The following is a 15924-nucleotide window of genomic DNA, read 5'->3' as shown; positions in this document are numbered from 1 at the left end:
TCCGGGTTGTTCAACGTGACGCGGCCGACACGTCGAAGCTCTGTGCATCGAAGCGGGCCACGATCGGGCCCTTGAGGTCTTCCACCCGTACGCGGTTCGCGCCGGGCGTGGTGTAGTTCGCGAAGACGAGCACCGCCGCCACGCGCGGCGAGCCGATGGCGCTCGACGGCACGCGGATCGTCTGGCCCGGCACCAGCTCCCACGAGAGGTACGACAGGCTCTGCGGAAAGGTCTTCTGCAGGTCGGCGCGCGCGCCGAACCACTTGGCGGCCGTGAGCTCGGTCACGCGTGCGAGCATCGCGTCGTCGAGCACCATCACCACGTCGACCGCGACCGGGCTGTTCTGGTTGGCGCCGGGCGCGGCCGAGAGCGTGAGTTCGCTCCAGTTCACGCGCGTGCCTTTGGGAAAGAGGCTGCCGCATGCGGCGAGCTCCACGAGGAGCAGCAGCGCAGCTATCCATTTGAAAAGGTTGTTCGTCCGGTTCATCGCTGGATTCCTGTGTTCGCCGTGGCGGAAGAGGCCTGCGTGACCGCCGGCTGCGCCTGCCGCACACCCACGGCGATGCCCATCAGCAGAATCAGCACCGAGGCCAGCACGCTGCAGCCCGCCAGCAGCGCGACGTGCCCGCGCGCGAACACGAAGCGCAGCGGCTGGGCGGGCTTGATCTCGGCGGCCGGCGCCGTCACGCGCTCCGAAGGCAGGCCGGCCGACACCACGGAAATCAGCGCGCAGGTGGCCAGCAGCGTCAGCAGGTTGCGCGGCCCCTCGCAGATCAGGTCGATCGCCAGGAACAGCGCCAGCGCCGCCTCGATGGGCAACTGCAGCATCGACAGCACGATGCCGGCGTAGCCCACGTTGGTCATGCTGTTGTTGCCGGCCGAGGCAAAGGCCGCGATGGTCGCGCCGATGCCGATGGTGGCGATGTCGGCCGGCACCAGCGCGCGGTCGTAGATGTTGGCGACGAACAGCGCCGCAAGCACGTAGTAGAGCGCCGAGCCCGCGCGCAGGAACACCGACGCCGTGGGCACCACCAGCTCGACGATGCCGCGGCTGAAGCCCAGCCGCGCGCTCATCGCCTCGATGGTGTGCGGGATGCTCGCCGTGGTGCTCGACGACGTCAGGCTCACCAGCATCGGCGTCTTCAGGTGCTGCAGCACCTCGGCCAGCGGCTGGTTGCCGCGCCGGTGGATGACGGCGATGGCAGCCCCGCCCAGCAGCGCCACCAGCACCACGAAGTGCAGCAGGAAGCCGCTCATCGCGCGGATGGTCACCGCGTCGGTCTGCGACAGCACGTGCGCCGACATGCCGAAGGCCACCACCGGCAGCAGGATGTTGGCGCGCGCGATGATGAGTTCGAGCGTGCGGTAGATGCCCTCGAACATGTGGTTGAGCGCCGCGTGCTGCGTGCGCGCCAGTGCCGCGAAGGCCAGTCCGAAAAGCAGCGCGCACGAGAGGATGCCCAGCGAGCGGCCTTCTGCCAGCACGCGGAAGAAGTTGTCGGGCACCACGCTGGCGCGCGGGCGCTCGATGGAAGTGGCCTGCGTGCCCTGGTCGTACAGGCGCATCTCGATGTCGCCGCCATCGCCCGCCCTCTGCACCAGCTCGCCGAGGTGTTCGCGCGCTTCGGCGTCCAGTTGCGCGCCCGGCGCGTTCACCCAACCCAGTGCGAGCCCGGTGGCGGCGCAGCTCACCACCAGCAGCAGCGCGAGGCCCGCGATCATCGCGATGCGCCGTCCCGGAAAAGGCAGGCCCATGGTCTGGCGCAGGCCGAAGAAGGTTGCGACCACCAGCAGCGGAATGGCCGCCATGCTGACGATCGCCAGGTAGACCTGTGCCGCCGTGTACGCGACCTCGCCCAGCATTGGCAGGTAGATGCCCGCGGCGGCGCCTGCCGCCATGCAGGCCAGCAGGGCGAGCAGGCTGTGGGACATGCGCGTCAGGAAACCCATGCCGGCTTGTTCCATCCCTTGTCGAGCGCGAAGGCGACCGTGGCGCGGGCCAGCTCCAGCGAGCTGTCGACCAGCGCGAGCGGCGTGTGCTCGGCGGCCTGAGCGGCATGTGCCGCTATAGGCAACTCCGTGCAGCCCATGATCACGGCGGTGGCACCCGTGGCGGCCAGTGCTTCGAGCGCCATCGCGAAAGCGGCCGCGCCGGCCCGCACGTCGCCGCCCTTCACGGCGCGGATGCAGGCGTCGACGTGGTCCTGGCCGGTGGCCGCATCGGGCACGAGGAAGTCGATGCCGCGCTCGCGCAGCGCCTGCTGGTAGAAGCCCGAGGCCAGCGCGCCGCGCGTGGCCAGCACCGCGACCCGCACCGGCCGGTCTTCGGAGGCCGTCGCGATCGCGGCCACGCACGACTGCGCGATGTGGATCACCGGCGCGCGGCTGTGGGCCGCGATCTGCGTGTACCAGTGGTGCGACGAGTTGCAGGGGATCGCGATCACGCCCACGCCGGCGTCGTTGAGCACGTCGATGCCCGCGAGCAGCGCATCGAGCGGATCGGGGCCTGTGCCCAGGATGGCGCTGGAGCGGTCGGGCACGTGCGGCAGGTTCGCCACGATCACCGGCAGGTGCTCCTGGTCGCGCGTGGCGGGGGTGAGCTGGATGATCTTCTCCATGAAGTCCACCGTTGCCGATGGACCCATGCCGCCTAGGACGCCGATGCGTGACATGAAGGCGCCTTCCTCAGATCTTCAACGGCCGCGGGCACACCACCGCCACCGCGGCCGTGTTGCCGATGACCAGCACCAGCGTGCGCAGCATGTCGCACACCGGGTCCACCGCCAGGAACAGGATGAAGGCCGCCTCGAAGGGCAGGCCCAGGTAGGTGCAGGTCATCCCGATCAGAGACACCGTCACCAGTCCCGTCATGCCGGCCGAGGCGAAGCCCGCCAGGACGGAAGAGGTGAGCACGATCCCGATCTCGACCGGCGACAGCGAGCGGCCGTAGATCTGCGCGATGAAGAGCGTGGCGCACACGTAGTACACGACCGGCCCGATGCGCAGCAGCGACACCGTCAGCGGCACCAGCAGCTCCACGCGCGAGCGCGCGAAGCCCAGCCGCGTGACCAGGCTCTCGATCATGATCGGCATGCAGGTGGCGCTGCTGCGCGTGGCCAGTGCCAGCGCGAAGGGACCGCGCAGCGCGTTGAGCGTCTGCCCCAGCGTGCCGTTCGAGCGCTTCCAGATGATGACCGCCGCCACCACCAGCAGCAGTGCCGACACGATGAGGAAGGCGAGCACGAAGGCGCCCATCGCCTTCAGCGGCTCGATGCCGGTCTTGCCCAGCTGCGCCGCGCTCATGCAGAAAAGCACCACCGGCAGCGGAAAACTCAGCCAGCGCATCAGCGTCTGGCAGGCGTGGTAGACGGTTTCCAGCGCCTGCGTGAGGCCGTCGGAGATGCGCGTGGGCACGTGCCCCACCGCCAGGCCGAAGAGCAGCGCGAACACCAGCGTCTTCAGCGTGTCGCCATTGGCCAGCGCCGAGAAGATGTTGGCGGGAACCAGGCTCACCAGCATGTCGGCGAAGCTGGCGGTCTTCTTGGGCTCGTCGACGCCGCGCAGGTTCATGGCCGTGTCGCTGGCGCTCAAGTCGCCGCCCACGATCTGGCCGAAGGTATGCATGGTGCTGGTCGGCAGGTTCTCGCCGGGGCGAAGGATGAGCAGCGTGGCCGCGCCCGCGATGGCCACGAAGGCCGAGAACGCGAGGAACACCAGCGCCACCCGGCCCAGCAGGCTGGCCGTGCCGCCGTCGCGGAACAGGCGCTGCAGGCTGAAGATCACGGCCGAGACCATGAAGGGCAGCGTGATCATCTTCAGCAGGTCGACGTAGATGTCGCCCACGAAGGCCAGCGGCGTGGCCAGCAACGGCGCGAGCATGCCGAAGGCGACGCCGGCGCCGAGGCTGATGATCACGACCCAGGGGTTGAGGACGAAGGCGTAAATCTTGGAGGTGTTCATGATGGTTCGGGCGTGCTGTGCCGCTCAGCGGTCGAGTGCCTGCAGCACCTTCTGGATGTCCAGCTTCTCGGCGCGCTGCGCGAGGAACTGGTTGACGAAGGCCAGCAGCGTGGTGTCGGTCACGGCCACGCCGATGCCCAGCGTGTCCTCCAGGTCCTTCAGCGTCACCGTGCGCAGCACCAGCGAGACGGTGGGGTCGGTCTTGAGCACGCGCTTGACCTCGAACTCGTCGCGGTAGGCGCTCACGATCTCGCCCTTGTACACGGCCACGAGCACGTCGTTCCAGGTGGGAAATTCCTGCACCCTGGCGCGCGGGAAGTTGGCGCGCGCGTAGTCGGCGAACGAAGACTTCGCGATCACTCCGATGCTGCCGTCGAAGTTGCGGATGACCTCGGGCAGCGGCCGTCCGCGCGCGAGCTGCGCGAACTTCACGCGGTTGAGGATCAGCGAGTGGTTCAGCGTGAGGTAGGCGTCGCTGAAGGCGATGGTCTGCGAGCGCGCCAGCGTGCGCGAGAGCTTGCTGATCGCCAGGTCGGCCTGGCCGCTGGCGAGCAGGTCGACCACCGCGTTGAAGGTGCCGGCCTCGCGGTTGAAGCGCAGCTTCACGCCCAGTTCATTGGCCAGCGACTGGGCCAGGCCCACTTCGAGGCCTGTCCACTGGCCGCTGTCGTCGAAGAAGAAGAAGGGCGGCGTATCGACCTTGAGCATGGCCACCACCAGCTCGCCGCGGTTCACGATGCGGGCGATGTCCGGCGCGAGCAGGCGGCCGTCGGCCACGCGCACCAGGCCGTTCACGAGCGCGGGGGGCGCGGCGGTGGAGGTGGGTTCGACGGCGAAGGTGGCCGCTGCCGGTGCGGGCGTTGCCGCTGGCGCCGCGGCCGCTACGGTCGTGGCGGTCGTGGCGCTTGCACTGGCGGGTACCGAGAGCGTGCCCTGCACCACAGGCCGTTCGCCCGCTGCGAGAGCGCTCGCGCCGGCGCAGAGGCCGGCGAGCGCCAGCAGGGTGGGAAGGGCAAGGCGACGCAGCGCGTTGTGCATGCCCGTGAGGTGTCGTGCGTTGTTCGACATGCTTGGAGTCGGTTGGGTCATTGGGCTGGAGCCACGGGGGCCGGCGCGGGGGGAGGGGATTGGGGCGGTGCCTGCTGCTGCGCCGGGGCGGCGATGGCGGGCGCGGGCGCCAGCAGCTTGCCGATCTCGATGCCCATCAGGAACAGCAGGACACACAGCAGCACCAGGCAGGCCGCCGTGATGGCGACCATGCGCGAACTCATCGTGAAAACGTATTGGGACATGGGGTGGTCGGGCGTGCCGTTCGTTGTTATTCGTTCGTTTCAGGGAACCATGGAGGTGAACTGCCCGGGCGCGACCACCTGGATCACGCCGCCCCAGTTGCAGGCGAGCTTGGAGCTGTCCTGCAGCGCGGGCATGTTGCCGACCAGCACCGTGGGCGAACCGGGCGCCCAGGGCGCGGCCGTCACCGGGATGCAGGGCATGGGCGTGAAGGCGCCGAGCGCGGCGGCGGTGGCCGCCGCCACCATCGGGTTCGACATGCTGTTGCAGGTGCCGAAAGGCATGACGTTGACTATCGGCTTGTTGTCCATGATGTTGGCGGCCGGTACGCCGCCGGTGAGCACGCTGCTGACCGGAAGCACCACGAGATTGGAGGGCGCGGCGCCGAAGCTGCACTGCAGCGTGGCCCCCATGCAGACGTGCATGCCCATGGCTCAGCCTCCCCTCACGAGTTTTTCCAGGCTCTTCATGAAGCCCGGCGATGCGGCGGTTTCCACGATCTCGCGGCCCGCCTGGTCGAAGCGGCGCGCGCCGCCGTACGGCTTGCCCTGGCGGTAGGCGATCTCTTCCATCAGCTGCCCGTTGGGCCAGAAGCGGCGCAGCGGGCCGTGCAGCACGTTTGCCACGTAGGTGGACGACTGCGCCACGCCGCCGCCGGGCGCGTAGTCGACGGCCTCGCCGTCGAGCAGCCCGGCGCGGTAGCGCTCGCGCCGCAGCATGCGGCCTTCGTGGAAGTAGCTGGCCTCGCCTTCGAGGCGCCCGGCCGCATAGGGCAGGCGCGCGGTGACGTCGCCCGATTCGGCATACGACACCGCCTCGCCGTGCAGCACGCCGCGCACGTGCTGCTGCGTCTGCATCAGCTTGCCGGTGGGGTAGTAGGTGCGCGTGATGCCTTCGGCCAGGCCGCCCAGGCGCTGCGTTTCCTGCAGAAGCTGGCCACGTTCGTCGAACATCCGCATCGCGCCGTGCGGCAGGCCCGCCTGGTAGGCGGCGTCGAACATGGGCATGCCCGGCGCCGAGAAGACCTGCATCGGCCCGTGCGGCAGGTCGCCCAGCAAGACGGCGCGCACCACCGTCCGGCCGGCGCCGTCCAGCGTCTCGCGCACCACGGGCTCGGGTAGCGAGGCAAGGTCTTTCGCGGGGATGGATGGAAGTGCCATGGCGCCGCTCACTCAATTGATCTTCACCAGCCCGCCCTTGAGCGCGAGCATGCTGCCTTCGACCTCGTGCATGCCGGAGGCCTTGCTGCTGATCGAAGGCGCCTCGTTCGACAGCGTGACTCCGCCCTTGGCCGCCAGGGATACACCGGCCTCGGCCTTGAGGTTGATGCCGGCGTTGGCGCCCAGGTTCGTGCCGGCCTTCAGGTCCAGCGTCTGCGCCGACTTGATGAGCAGCGTGCCCGTCACGTCGATCACCAGGTTGCCCGTGACCTTGAGCTCGTAGTTGCCCGTCACCGTCTGCGTGAAGTTGGCCTTGTTGTCGTGCGTCTCGTTGCCGGTGACGTCGAGCGCGCGCGTGCCCTTCACCGAGTGGGTCTCGTTGCCGGTGTCTACCTTGACGGTGCGATTGCCCTTGGTGACGGTGTGCAGCTCGTTGCCGGCCATCACGGTGGTGGTGAGGTCGTTCTCGATTTCCACGCGCATGTCCTTCTGCGCGTGCATGTAGAGCTCCTCGGCGTCCTTCTTGTCCTCGAAGCGCAGTTCGTTGCCGGCCTCGCCGGACTTGGTCGAGCGTGAACGGATGGTGCTTTGCGACGACGATCCCGGCAGCGCGACCGGCGTGGCGTGCGTGCCGTTGTAGACGCTGCCCGAGACCAGCGGCCGGTCCGGGTCGCCGTCGACGTAGCTCACGATCACTTCCTGCCCGATACGCGGCAGGAAGAGCGCGCCCCAGCCTTCGCCGGCCCACATCTGCGACACCCGGATCCAGCACGAGCTCTTCTCGTCCTTCTTGCCCAGGCGGTCCCATGGGAACTGCACCTTGATGCGCCCGTGCTGGTCGGTCCAGATCTCTTCGCCCGCGGGGCCCACCACCCGCGCCGTATGGCTGCCCGCCACCACCGGCCGCGGCGTGACGCGCGGCGGGCGGAAGGGCATGGCCGGGGGCAGGGTCTCGAAGCTGTTGCCGTAGTGCTCCAGGTCGGCGTGGTGCCGCACGCTGTGCACCAGGTGCTCCACGTTGAGGTCCGCGCGCGGGTGCTCTTCCAGCGTGAAGGTGGTGCCGGGCGTGAGGTAGTGGCAATGGCTGTCGCCGCGGCCCGACTGGCTGCCGGTCTGGTGTTCTTCCAGGCGGAGGCGCGCGCGCGGCTCGCCTGCTGCCAGCGCCACGCGCGAGGGGTATTCGTAGTCGGCGCCGCGCCCGGACTTGCCGTCGATCTGCTTCAGCAGACTGGTGTCGGGCGTGAGGAAGTCGTAGTCGTCCACCGAGTGCGACTTGGTCACCAGCCGCGCGTCCGACTCGAAGCGAGTGACGGCATGTGCGTGCGCGAAGCCTTCCTCGCCGCTGCGCACGACCAGTTTTTCCGCGTGCGTGCACGGCGCGCAAGCCGAATTGGCGTCGGCCAGCACCAGCTTGTGCGCGCCGTCCGTGAAGGTGAAGAAGTAGAAGATGCCTTCCTCTTCCATCAGCCGCGAGACGAAGTCGAAGGCCGTCTCGTCGTAGCGCACGCAGTACTCGCGCGGCGTGTAGCTGCCGGTGAGCTGGAGCTGGAACTCCACGCCGAACTCGTCGAGCACCTTCTGCACGATGTCGGGCGTGCTCAGGTTCTGGTAGATCACGCGGTCGCGGCCCAGGGTGAGCAGCCACATGCGGGGCACCAGTTCGAGCGTGTAGGTCGCGAAGTCGCGGCTGCTGCCCAGGTAGGTGAAGCGCGAGACGATGCCGTTGAAGAAGCGGCTCTCCTTCTCGGGCCGCTGCAGCACGACCGTGGCCGAGGTGCCGATCAGGGTGGCGGCCTGCAGCGTGCCGTCGTGCGAGCGCATGGTGAGCGAGCAGGCGAAAAGCTGCGACAGGCCCTCGGTGGCCTGAAAAGTGTCGAGCAGCAGTCCGTCGGCCCCGAGCGCCGTCCTCACCGTCAGAAAGGCGGCGTTCTGGGTGAAGCCTTCGCGCATGTTCATCGCTTTTCGTTCCGATCCGGCTCAGCTCAGCGTCGACGGCTCGAAGCCGAAGGCGAAGGCGCCGCCGGCACCCACGCTCATGTGCACGCCAGTGAAGGCTGCAGCCATCGAGATGCGTTCCAGCACCTGGCGCGAAAGCTCGGGCAGCACCGCGTGCGCGAGGATGTGGTCGATGTTGCGCGCGCCGCTGTCCACCTCGGTGCAGCGCGCGGTGATGGCGTCTTCCACCTGCGCATCCCAGGTGAATTCGGCGTGATGGTTCAGCGAGAAGCGCCGCGCCAGCTTGCCCAGCTTGAGGGTGACGATGGCGCGGATCTGCCCGTCGCCCAGGTGGTGGTACGGCACCAGCGCCAGCCGGCCCAGGAAGGCAGGGCTGAACTGCCTGAGCAGTTCGGGGCGCAGGCGCTCCACCAGCTCCTCGGGGTCGGGCCTGCGCCCGCCCTGCGAGGCCTGCGTGATCACGTCCTGCGCGGCGTTGGAGGTCAGCAGGATCAGCGTGTTCTTGAAGTCGATCAGCACGCCTTCGCCGTCTTCCATCGTGCCCTTGTCGAACACCTGGAAGAACAGCTCCAGCACGTCGGGGTGCGCCTTCTCCATCTCGTCGAGCAGCACCACGCTGTAGGGCCGGCGGCGCACCGCCTCGGTGAGCACGCCGCCGCGCCCGTAGCCCACGTAGCCGGGCGGCGCGCCCTTGAGGCTGGAGACGGTGTGCGCCTCCTGGAACTCCGACATGTTCACGGTGATGACGTTGCGCTCGCCGCCGTACAGCAGGTCGGCCAGCGCGAAGGCCGTCTCGGTCTTGCCCACGCCGCTCGGGCCCACCAGCATGAACACGCCCACGGGCTTGCCGGGGTCGTCGAGGTCGGCGTGGAAGGTGCGGATGCGTCGCGCGATGGCGTCGAGGGCGTCGTCCTGGCCGACCACGCGCTCGGCCAGCTTCTCCTTCAGGTTGAGCACCGTGTGCAGCTCGTCGGTCATCATCTTGCCGACCGGGATGCCGGTCCAGCCGGAGATGACCTCGGCCACCATGACGCCGTCGACGCACACCGGCACCATGGGTTCATCGTTCTGCAGCGCTTCCAGGCCCTTCTCCAGCCGGCGCAGCGCGGCGGTGAGCAGGGCGGGGTCGTTCTCCTCGTCGGCCGGCGGCGCGTCGCTGCGCAGGTTCTCGGCGATCTTGCGGCGCAGCGCGACGATCTCCATTACCGCGTGCTTCTCCTCGTCGACCTTGTCGGACAGGCGCTTGTGCTTCTGGCGCAGCGCCTCGAGCCGCCCGGAGAGTGCGGCGATGGCTTCCTGGTGGTCGCCGCCCGTGGCCGCTTCATGGCGCAGCACGCGCAGCTCGCTCTCGCCGGTGGCGATGTCGCGCGCGGCCGATTCGAGTTCGGCCGGCAGCCCGTTCTGCCCGATGGCCACGCGCGCGCAGGCGGTGTCGAGCACGCTGATGGCCTTGTCGGGCAGCTGGCGGCCGGTGATGTAGCGGTGCGAGAGCTTGACCGCCTCGCGCACCGCGTCGTCGACGATCTCCACGCCGTGGTGCTTCTCCAGCGTCTCGACCATGCCGCGCAGCATGTCGATCGCAACTTCCTCGCTGGGCTCTTCCACCTTCACGACCTGGAAGCGCCGCGCCAGCGCCGGATCGCGCTCCACGTATTTCTTGTACTCGGCCCAGGTGGTGGCGGCGATGGTGCGCAGCTCGCCGCGAGCGAGCGCGGGCTTGAGCAGGTTGGCCGCGTCGCCCTGGCCCTCGGCGCCGCCCGCGCCGATGAGTTGGTGCGCCTCGTCGATGAAAAGGATCACCGGCGTCGGCGAAGCCTTGACCTCGGCGATGACCGACTTGAGCCGGTTCTCGAACTCGCCCTTCACGCCCGCGCCGGCCTGCAGCAGCGCCAGGTCGAGCGAGCGCACCGAAACCTGGCGCAGCGCGGGCGGCACGTCGCCCTGCACCACGCGCTGCGCGAAGCCCTCGACCACGGCCGTCTTGCCCACGCCGGCCTCGCCGGTGAGGATGGGGTTGTTCTGGCGGCGGCGCAGCAGCACGTCGATGATCTGGCGGATCTCGCCGTCGCGGCCGCGGATGGGGTCGATGGCGCCGTCGCGTGCGAGCTGCGTCATGTCGACCGTGTACTGGTCGAGCGATGGCGTGGCCGAGCTGCTGCGGCGCGCGGTGGGCATCTGCATCGCGCCTGCTTCGGGAGCAGGTTGCGGCGCTGCGGGCTGGTGCGCTGCAGGCGTGTAGGGCGCCGGCGCGATCGGCGCGGCGGCCAGCGCGGCACCAGCCGCCTCTTCGGGCGAAGACTGCAGCAGGCCGGCAAGCTCGTCACGCAGCGAGCCGCGCGGAATCTGCAGCAGCGCGGGCGCCGCGTCGACCAGCCGGCCGCGCAGGCGATCGACCTCGAGCAGCGCCAGCATCAGCGTGCCCGAGCGCACATGCTGCTGGCCCAGCAGCATCGAGCTCATGAGCCAGGCTTCCTGGAAGAGCGGTGCGAAGTCGGGCGCGAGGCTGGGCGTGCGGCCATTGCCGCGCTTGAAGGTGTCCAGCGACTTCTGCAGCTGCGCCTGCACCGTGTCGGGCCGGATGCCGAAACGGCCGAACACCAGCCGCAGGTCGGGCGCTTCGTTGTCCACCAGCTTCATCAGCAGGTGCTCGATGTCGACGTTGTAGTGCGTCTGCTGCACGCACAGCTCGGCGGCCTGCTCCATGGCGCGCTTGCACTCCGGGTTGAGCCGGCCGAGCAGGGTGCGGATGTCGATGTCCATAGGGATGTTCGGATCAGGCGAGGGGCGCGTCGCCGCCGTCGCTGGTCAGGGTGTGTTGAACGGGCGGCAGCGCGCCGCGGAAGGCCGGCCCGGCGACCCACGAGGTCCAGCCCAGCCGCATCGGGTTGGCAGCGCCGAGCACGCTGCTGCGCCGCTCGGCGGGCGCCAGCCGCAGCTCCATCTCGACCTTCAGGTCCTGCGGGATGAAGCGGCGCACCAGCCATTTGGCGAGCGCGTGGTCGGCGCCCTTGGGCAGCAGTTCGCGCAGCCGCTGCTGGCTCAGGTTGCCGAAGACGAGGCGGATGCCCGCTCCCTGGTCCCACACGCGCTTGCCGAGCACCGCGCCGCCGCCCAGCGGCGTGCGCATGTCCAGCCGCGCCGTGGCATCGGGCTCCAGCGCCAGCCAGCGGCCGCGGAACTGCGTGCCGTCCACCTGCACGCCGAGGCGGTCGCGCAGCAGCGCGAGCAGGGCGGTCATGCCGCGCGGCGCGCCGCCGAGCAGGCCGGCATGCCGCAGCCACAGGGCCGAGCCGTCGGGCGCTCGCACGCCGGCGCGCAGGCCCAGCGCGCTGGCGGCATCGAGCGTGCTGGCCAGCGTGGAGCGCGAGGGCGACTGCGGGTTGAGCGCCACGTGGTGCTTGCGCCGGCTGCGGTAGAGAAAGGCCAGGAAGCGGTGGTTGAAGATGTCGAGGAAGTCGCCAGTGGCATGGTCGCGCTGCTGGCGGCGCTCCAGCAGCATCTCGGTGAAGGGCATCGGCAGCGGGCCGCCGCTGCCGGCCAGCGAGAGCGCGGGCGTGGTGAGCGTCCAGGGCTCGCCGGTGACGGCCCCGGTGCCGACTTCGCGCACATCGCTGGCCTCGAAGGCGAGCGAGACGAAGGCGTGCAGCCGCACGGCCTCGCGTTCGCGCGGGCCCTGCGAGCGGCCCACCGGCAACGCGTCGGGCGCGGCGCGCTCGAGCAGGCTGATGGCCTGGAACAGGTTGAAGTCCTGCGGGCGGGCGGCGAGCTCTTCGACGATCACAGCACCACCTGCCGGCCCGTCATCGGGGCCCATTGCTTGCGGATCTCCTCGCCGCTGCGCACCGCGAGGCGCACGAAGGAGTTCACCGAGGTGTACATCGCGAAGAAGCGCGCGAGCACCGCCGACATCATGAGCGGCGAGCCGCCGACGAAGGCGTCGTCCTCGAATTCGAGCGTGACCTGCGTGCCCCGGCAGTAGCCGCGCCAGGCCTCCGTGCCCACGTGCGCGGTGACGCCGCGCGCGGAGAGCCCGGCGATGCCGCGGATCTGCGCATGGTCGCGGCGGCTGTCGGAGGCGAACAGCAGCAGCATTTCGCGCAGCTGCTCGCGGCCGGTGGAGCCGTCGACCAGCGACTGGTGGTTGAGCGTGAGCAGCGACACCAGGCGCCAGAGCGTTTCGCTGCCCAGCGGCGGATCGCGCTGAGCGGTGGGCTCGTAGAGGCAGCGCACGTGCGTGGGCTGCGGCGGGCCCTCGGCCAGCAGGCGCGCGCCCACGGGCACCTGCTCGGCCAGGCGGCGGTTGGTGCACAGCAGGTGCGCGTAGACCACCGGCTGCGCGGGGCGGGTGTGCGCCTTGCCCTGGTCGACGAAGGAAAGGAAGACGTCGGTGCCCGGGATGTTCTGGCGCAGGCAGGGCTCGCGGCGCGCGGACCAGAAGACCGCGCCTTCCTTCACGCCCGGTGCGCCGTCCACATGGCCCAGCGCGGCGAAGCCGGGCACGTTCACGGGCTTGTCGGCGTCCGGGTCGGAGGCCACCACCGAGACGATGGAATGCACCTCGGTGGTCGCGTCGCGCTGGCGGTCGGGCACCAGCATGTATTCGTAGTGGCGCTGGTCCATCGCCAGCGGCTCGCTCACGCGGGGGAACAGGTTGACGATGGGCGTGCAGCCGAGCTGGAAGTTGTCGGCGTCGATGTAGCGCAGCGCGCGCGTGGAGCGATCGAGCTGGAAGGCGATCTCGCAGCGGCGAGTGCTGCCCAGGCGCGAGCCCAGGTGGTGCAGGTCGAAGAAATGGAACTTGCGCGGGAACGCGAAGTACTCCTGCAGCAGGCCGTAGGCGGGCTGGGCGTTGGCGGGCTGCGGCAGCACTTCCTCGCCTTCGGCGAAGCCCACCTCGCGCCATGCGTCGGCCGGCAGCGTTTGCGCCATGCCGCCTTCGGGAATGACGGCCACCGACTTCACGCCCGACACCAGCGCGTCGTACAGCGGCATGGTGGTCATCCAGTCGCCCTGCAGGTGAATGCGCAGGCTGTCGATCTCGAGCTCGCAGAAGTCGGCCTCGGCCTCGCATTCGAGCACCAGCCGCAGCACGGCGTCGGCATCGATGCCGGCTTGCGCGATGCGCAGCGGCCACAGCACGGTGTCCCAGGCGGTGCGGAAGCGGCAGTCCTGCGAGGACGGCGAAGATGAAGAAGATGAAGACGACGAAGTCGTGCGCGCGTGCAGCATGGTGTGGCGCGGCACCTTGAAGCCCGCCGTGACCTTGCCCTGCGCGGGGTCGAGGGCAAACTGCGCCACCGACATCGATGGCAGCGGCTGCACCAGCGAAGGGCAGAGGTTGTCGAGCAGGGCGTAGGCGACGTCGGGAAACTCCTGGTCGAGGTCGCGGTGCACGCGCGCCGACAGGAAGGCCACCGACTCGATCAGGCGTTCGGTGTGCGGATCGAGCGACTCGCCGCCGTGCAGCGAGAGGCGCGATGCGACCTTGGGGTAGCGCTGGGCGAAGTCGGCACCCTGTCCCCTCAGGTAGGACAGCTCGCGCTTGTAGTACTGCAGAAGGTCGCTGTGCTGTAGGTCGGACACGTCAGTCGACTTTCATCAGGCTGTCCGGCGCGCCCAGCAGCATCTCGAAGTCCACCCGGCGCAGCGCGAGGCCGGCGCGCGCCTGCGCGCCGATGCGCACCAGCGCCACCTCGTGGCGGTTGGGGGCGGGGCTGACCTGCACGCTCACTTCCGACAGGCGCGGCTCGTAGCGCGAAACGGCCGTGCGCAGAAGCGCGGCCAACCTCTGCAGGTCGGCCGCGTTCTGAGCGCTGAACACGGAAAAATCGGGAATGCCGTACTCCAGGACGGTGCCGCTGCCTTGCGCGTAGTCGTCCGCCGAAAGCGGCGAGCGCGTGTTGAAGAGCCGGCGCAGCTCGCGGCCGATGGAGTCCTGCACGGACTCCATCGTCTCGAGATGCGCGGCACCACGGACGTGCTCGGACTGCGCGGACGCCAACCGGTCGAACAGCGGGGCGACGCCCCCTTTGACGAGTTCGGGCACGGTGCTTGGCGCCGGAGGTCAGCGGCGCTCGGTCAGGCCACCGCGACGTTCTTGGAGATATCCCAGCCGAAAGGTGCGACGCCTTCCTGGCCGCCTTCTTCCTTCTGCTTCGTGTACTCGACCTTGATGGCCGCGTAGTTCAGCGAGATGCTTTCCTGGGGCAGGTCGCCGCCGCTGGACACCGAGAAGCCGCTGAGGATCACGTCGGTCAGGGTCACGACCATCAGGGGCAGCAGGCCGCTCTTGTCTTCGCGCGGGAAGGTGATGACGGTGTCGCCGCCGAACACTTCGCCGCCGGCGAGCTTCTGCAGCAGCTGGGGCGAGGCCGAGTCGCTGGTGCGCGTCACGGTGATTTCGGAGAAGCTGGGCTTGCCCGCGGTGCGCTCCTGGTTGGAGGTGCCCGAGGTCACGGCGAGGCCGGCGCCGAACTGGAAGCTCTGCACTTCCATCTCGTCCTTGTGGCCTTCGATCTGGGTCTGGCCGGTCACGCCCGGCATCTTGAGGTAGATAGGCATTTTCGAAAGTTCTTTCTGTCAGTCGGTTGGTTGTCGATGTCGATCGACGGGGTATGGGCGATCAGGCTGCTGCCGCTGCCGGCAGGTCGGCCACCAGGCGGATCGAGGCCGAGAGCTCTTCCAGCTGAAAGTGCGGCTTCAGGAAGGCGATGGCGCGGTACGAGCCCGGCTTGCCCGGCACTTCGGTCACGTCCACGCGGGCCTGGCTCAGCGGGTACTTGGCCTTCATGGCCTGCGGCGCCGACGGGCTCACCAGCACGTAGTTCGCGACCCAGTTGTTCAGGTGCTTCTGCATGTCGGCCTGCGTCTGGAAGCTGCCGATCTTGTCGCGCACGATCACCTTCAGGTAGTGGGCGAAGCGCGAGGCGGCCAGGATGTAAGGCAGGCGCGCGGAGACGGCGGCATTGGCGTTGGCCGCGTCCTTGTCGTACACCTTGGGCTTGTTGACGGTCTGGCCGCCGAAGAAGGCCGCGGTGTTCGAGCCCTTGGAGTTGACGATGGCGATGAAGCCCAGGTCGCTCAACTCCTTCTCGCGGCGGTCGGTGATGGTCACTTCCGTCGGCGGCTTCAGCGCGATGTCGCCTTCGTCCGTCTTGTAGGCGTGGGCCACCATGCCGTCGACCTTGCCGCCGCCTTCGACGCCGCGGATGGCGGTGGTCCAGCCGTACAGCGAGTGCGCCTGCGTGATGCGAAGGCCGAGCTGGTAGGCCGCGTTGGCCCACAGGTACTTGCCGTGGTCGGTGCCGTCCACGTCTTCCTCGTAGTTGAAGTTCTCCACGGGAATGGTCTTGGCGCCGCGGCCAGGATGCCCCCGCCCAGGGCCCGTGCGCCAGAGCTTGCGCGCTGGCTCAGGTAGAGACCCGCGTCGTCGAGCTTCACGATGCCGGCCACGAGGCCGTAGACACCGGCGGTCATGATGAGCGCGATGCCCACCAGCACGGTCAATTGCGTGGTGAAGGGCTGGCCCTGCACGGTGCCCAGCGTGATGGCGATGATT

General features: G+C 69.2%; 14 protein-coding genes and 2 pseudogenes. All 16 read right to left on the bottom strand.

The window, feature by feature from the left end:
- Positions 1 to 10: 10 nt before the first annotated feature.
- The gene (locus QMO14_RS25685; protein WP_301510617.1) at positions 11 to 487 is read right to left on the bottom strand and encodes a hypothetical protein; all 477 of its coding nucleotides are present in this window, start codon (positions 485 to 487) and stop codon (positions 11 to 13) included.
- A complete protein-coding gene (locus QMO14_RS25680; RefSeq protein WP_301510616.1) occupies positions 484 to 1950 on the bottom strand; it encodes a dicarboxylate/amino acid:cation symporter in 1467 nt (488 codons plus the stop codon). The genes QMO14_RS25685 and QMO14_RS25680 overlap by 4 nt, the downstream gene beginning before the upstream one ends.
- Positions 1938 to 2672: an aspartate/glutamate racemase family protein gene (locus QMO14_RS25675; protein WP_301510615.1), complete on the bottom strand. Its 735-nt coding sequence runs from the start codon at positions 2670 to 2672 to the stop codon at positions 1938 to 1940. Before QMO14_RS25675 ends, QMO14_RS25680 begins: the two co-directional genes overlap by 13 nt.
- 13 nt (positions 2673 to 2685) lie before the next feature.
- Positions 2686 to 3960, bottom strand: a complete 1275-nt coding sequence (locus tag QMO14_RS25670; protein WP_301510614.1) for a dicarboxylate/amino acid:cation symporter — start codon at positions 3958 to 3960, stop codon at positions 2686 to 2688.
- Between the two features lie 24 nt (positions 3961 to 3984).
- Positions 3985 to 5049 carry an ABC transporter substrate-binding protein gene (locus tag QMO14_RS25665; protein ID WP_301510613.1) on the bottom strand — a complete coding sequence of 355 codons (1065 nt, stop codon included), beginning with the start codon at positions 5047 to 5049 and terminating at the stop codon, positions 3985 to 3987.
- Complete coding sequence (locus QMO14_RS25660) at positions 5046 to 5252, bottom strand: hypothetical protein (protein WP_301510612.1); 207 nt, start codon at positions 5250 to 5252, stop codon at positions 5046 to 5048. Before QMO14_RS25660 ends, QMO14_RS25665 begins: the two co-directional genes overlap by 4 nt.
- A gap of 39 nt (positions 5253 to 5291) precedes the next feature.
- Positions 5292 to 5681, bottom strand: coding sequence for a DUF4280 domain-containing protein (locus QMO14_RS25655; protein ID WP_301510611.1), 390 nt, complete (start codon positions 5679 to 5681; stop codon positions 5292 to 5294).
- A gap of 3 nt (positions 5682 to 5684) precedes the next feature.
- The gene (locus tag QMO14_RS25650; RefSeq protein ID WP_301510610.1) at positions 5685 to 6410 is read right to left on the bottom strand and encodes a toxin-antitoxin system YwqK family antitoxin; all 726 of its coding nucleotides are present in this window, start codon (positions 6408 to 6410) and stop codon (positions 5685 to 5687) included.
- Between the two features lie 12 nt (positions 6411 to 6422).
- Positions 6423 to 8366 carry a type VI secretion system Vgr family protein gene (locus QMO14_RS25645; RefSeq protein WP_367618172.1) on the bottom strand — a complete coding sequence of 648 codons (1944 nt, stop codon included), beginning with the start codon at positions 8364 to 8366 and terminating at the stop codon, positions 6423 to 6425.
- Between the two features lie 21 nt (positions 8367 to 8387).
- Positions 8388 to 11126, bottom strand: a complete 2739-nt coding sequence (tssH, locus tag QMO14_RS25640) for a type VI secretion system ATPase TssH (RefSeq protein ID WP_301510609.1) — start codon at positions 11124 to 11126, stop codon at positions 8388 to 8390.
- 13 nt (positions 11127 to 11139) lie between these two features.
- Positions 11140 to 12180: a type VI secretion system baseplate subunit TssG gene (gene tssG / locus QMO14_RS25635; protein ID WP_301510607.1), complete on the bottom strand. Its 1041-nt coding sequence runs from the start codon at positions 12178 to 12180 to the stop codon at positions 11140 to 11142.
- Positions 12144 to 13949 (bottom strand): type VI secretion system baseplate subunit TssF, encoded by a 1806-nt coding sequence (gene tssF / locus QMO14_RS25630; protein WP_301510606.1) that lies wholly within the window; start codon positions 13947 to 13949, stop codon positions 12144 to 12146. Before tssF ends, tssG begins: the two co-directional genes overlap by 37 nt.
- Position 13950: 1 nt before the next feature.
- Entirely contained in the window at positions 13951 to 14412 is a 462-nt protein-coding gene (gene tssE, locus QMO14_RS25625) for a type VI secretion system baseplate subunit TssE (RefSeq protein ID WP_301510604.1), read from the bottom strand.
- Between the two features lie 32 nt (positions 14413 to 14444).
- Positions 14445 to 14927 carry a type VI secretion system tube protein Hcp gene (locus QMO14_RS25620; protein WP_301510603.1) on the bottom strand — a complete coding sequence of 161 codons (483 nt, stop codon included), beginning with the start codon at positions 14925 to 14927 and terminating at the stop codon, positions 14445 to 14447.
- Between the two features lie 61 nt (positions 14928 to 14988).
- A pseudogene (gene tssC / locus QMO14_RS25615) lies at positions 14989 to 15723 on the bottom strand (type VI secretion system contractile sheath large subunit); the annotation flags it as partial.
- Positions 15720 to 15924, bottom strand: a pseudogene (locus tag QMO14_RS25610) (DUF808 family protein); the annotation flags it as partial. The pseudogenes tssC and QMO14_RS25610, both read right to left, overlap by 4 nt.

It is taken from the genome of Variovorax sp. CAN15, assembly GCF_030462475.1.
In the GTDB taxonomy this organism is placed as follows: domain Bacteria; phylum Pseudomonadota; class Gammaproteobacteria; order Burkholderiales; family Burkholderiaceae_C; genus Variovorax.
This window is presented reverse-complemented; position numbering and strand designations above follow the sequence as displayed.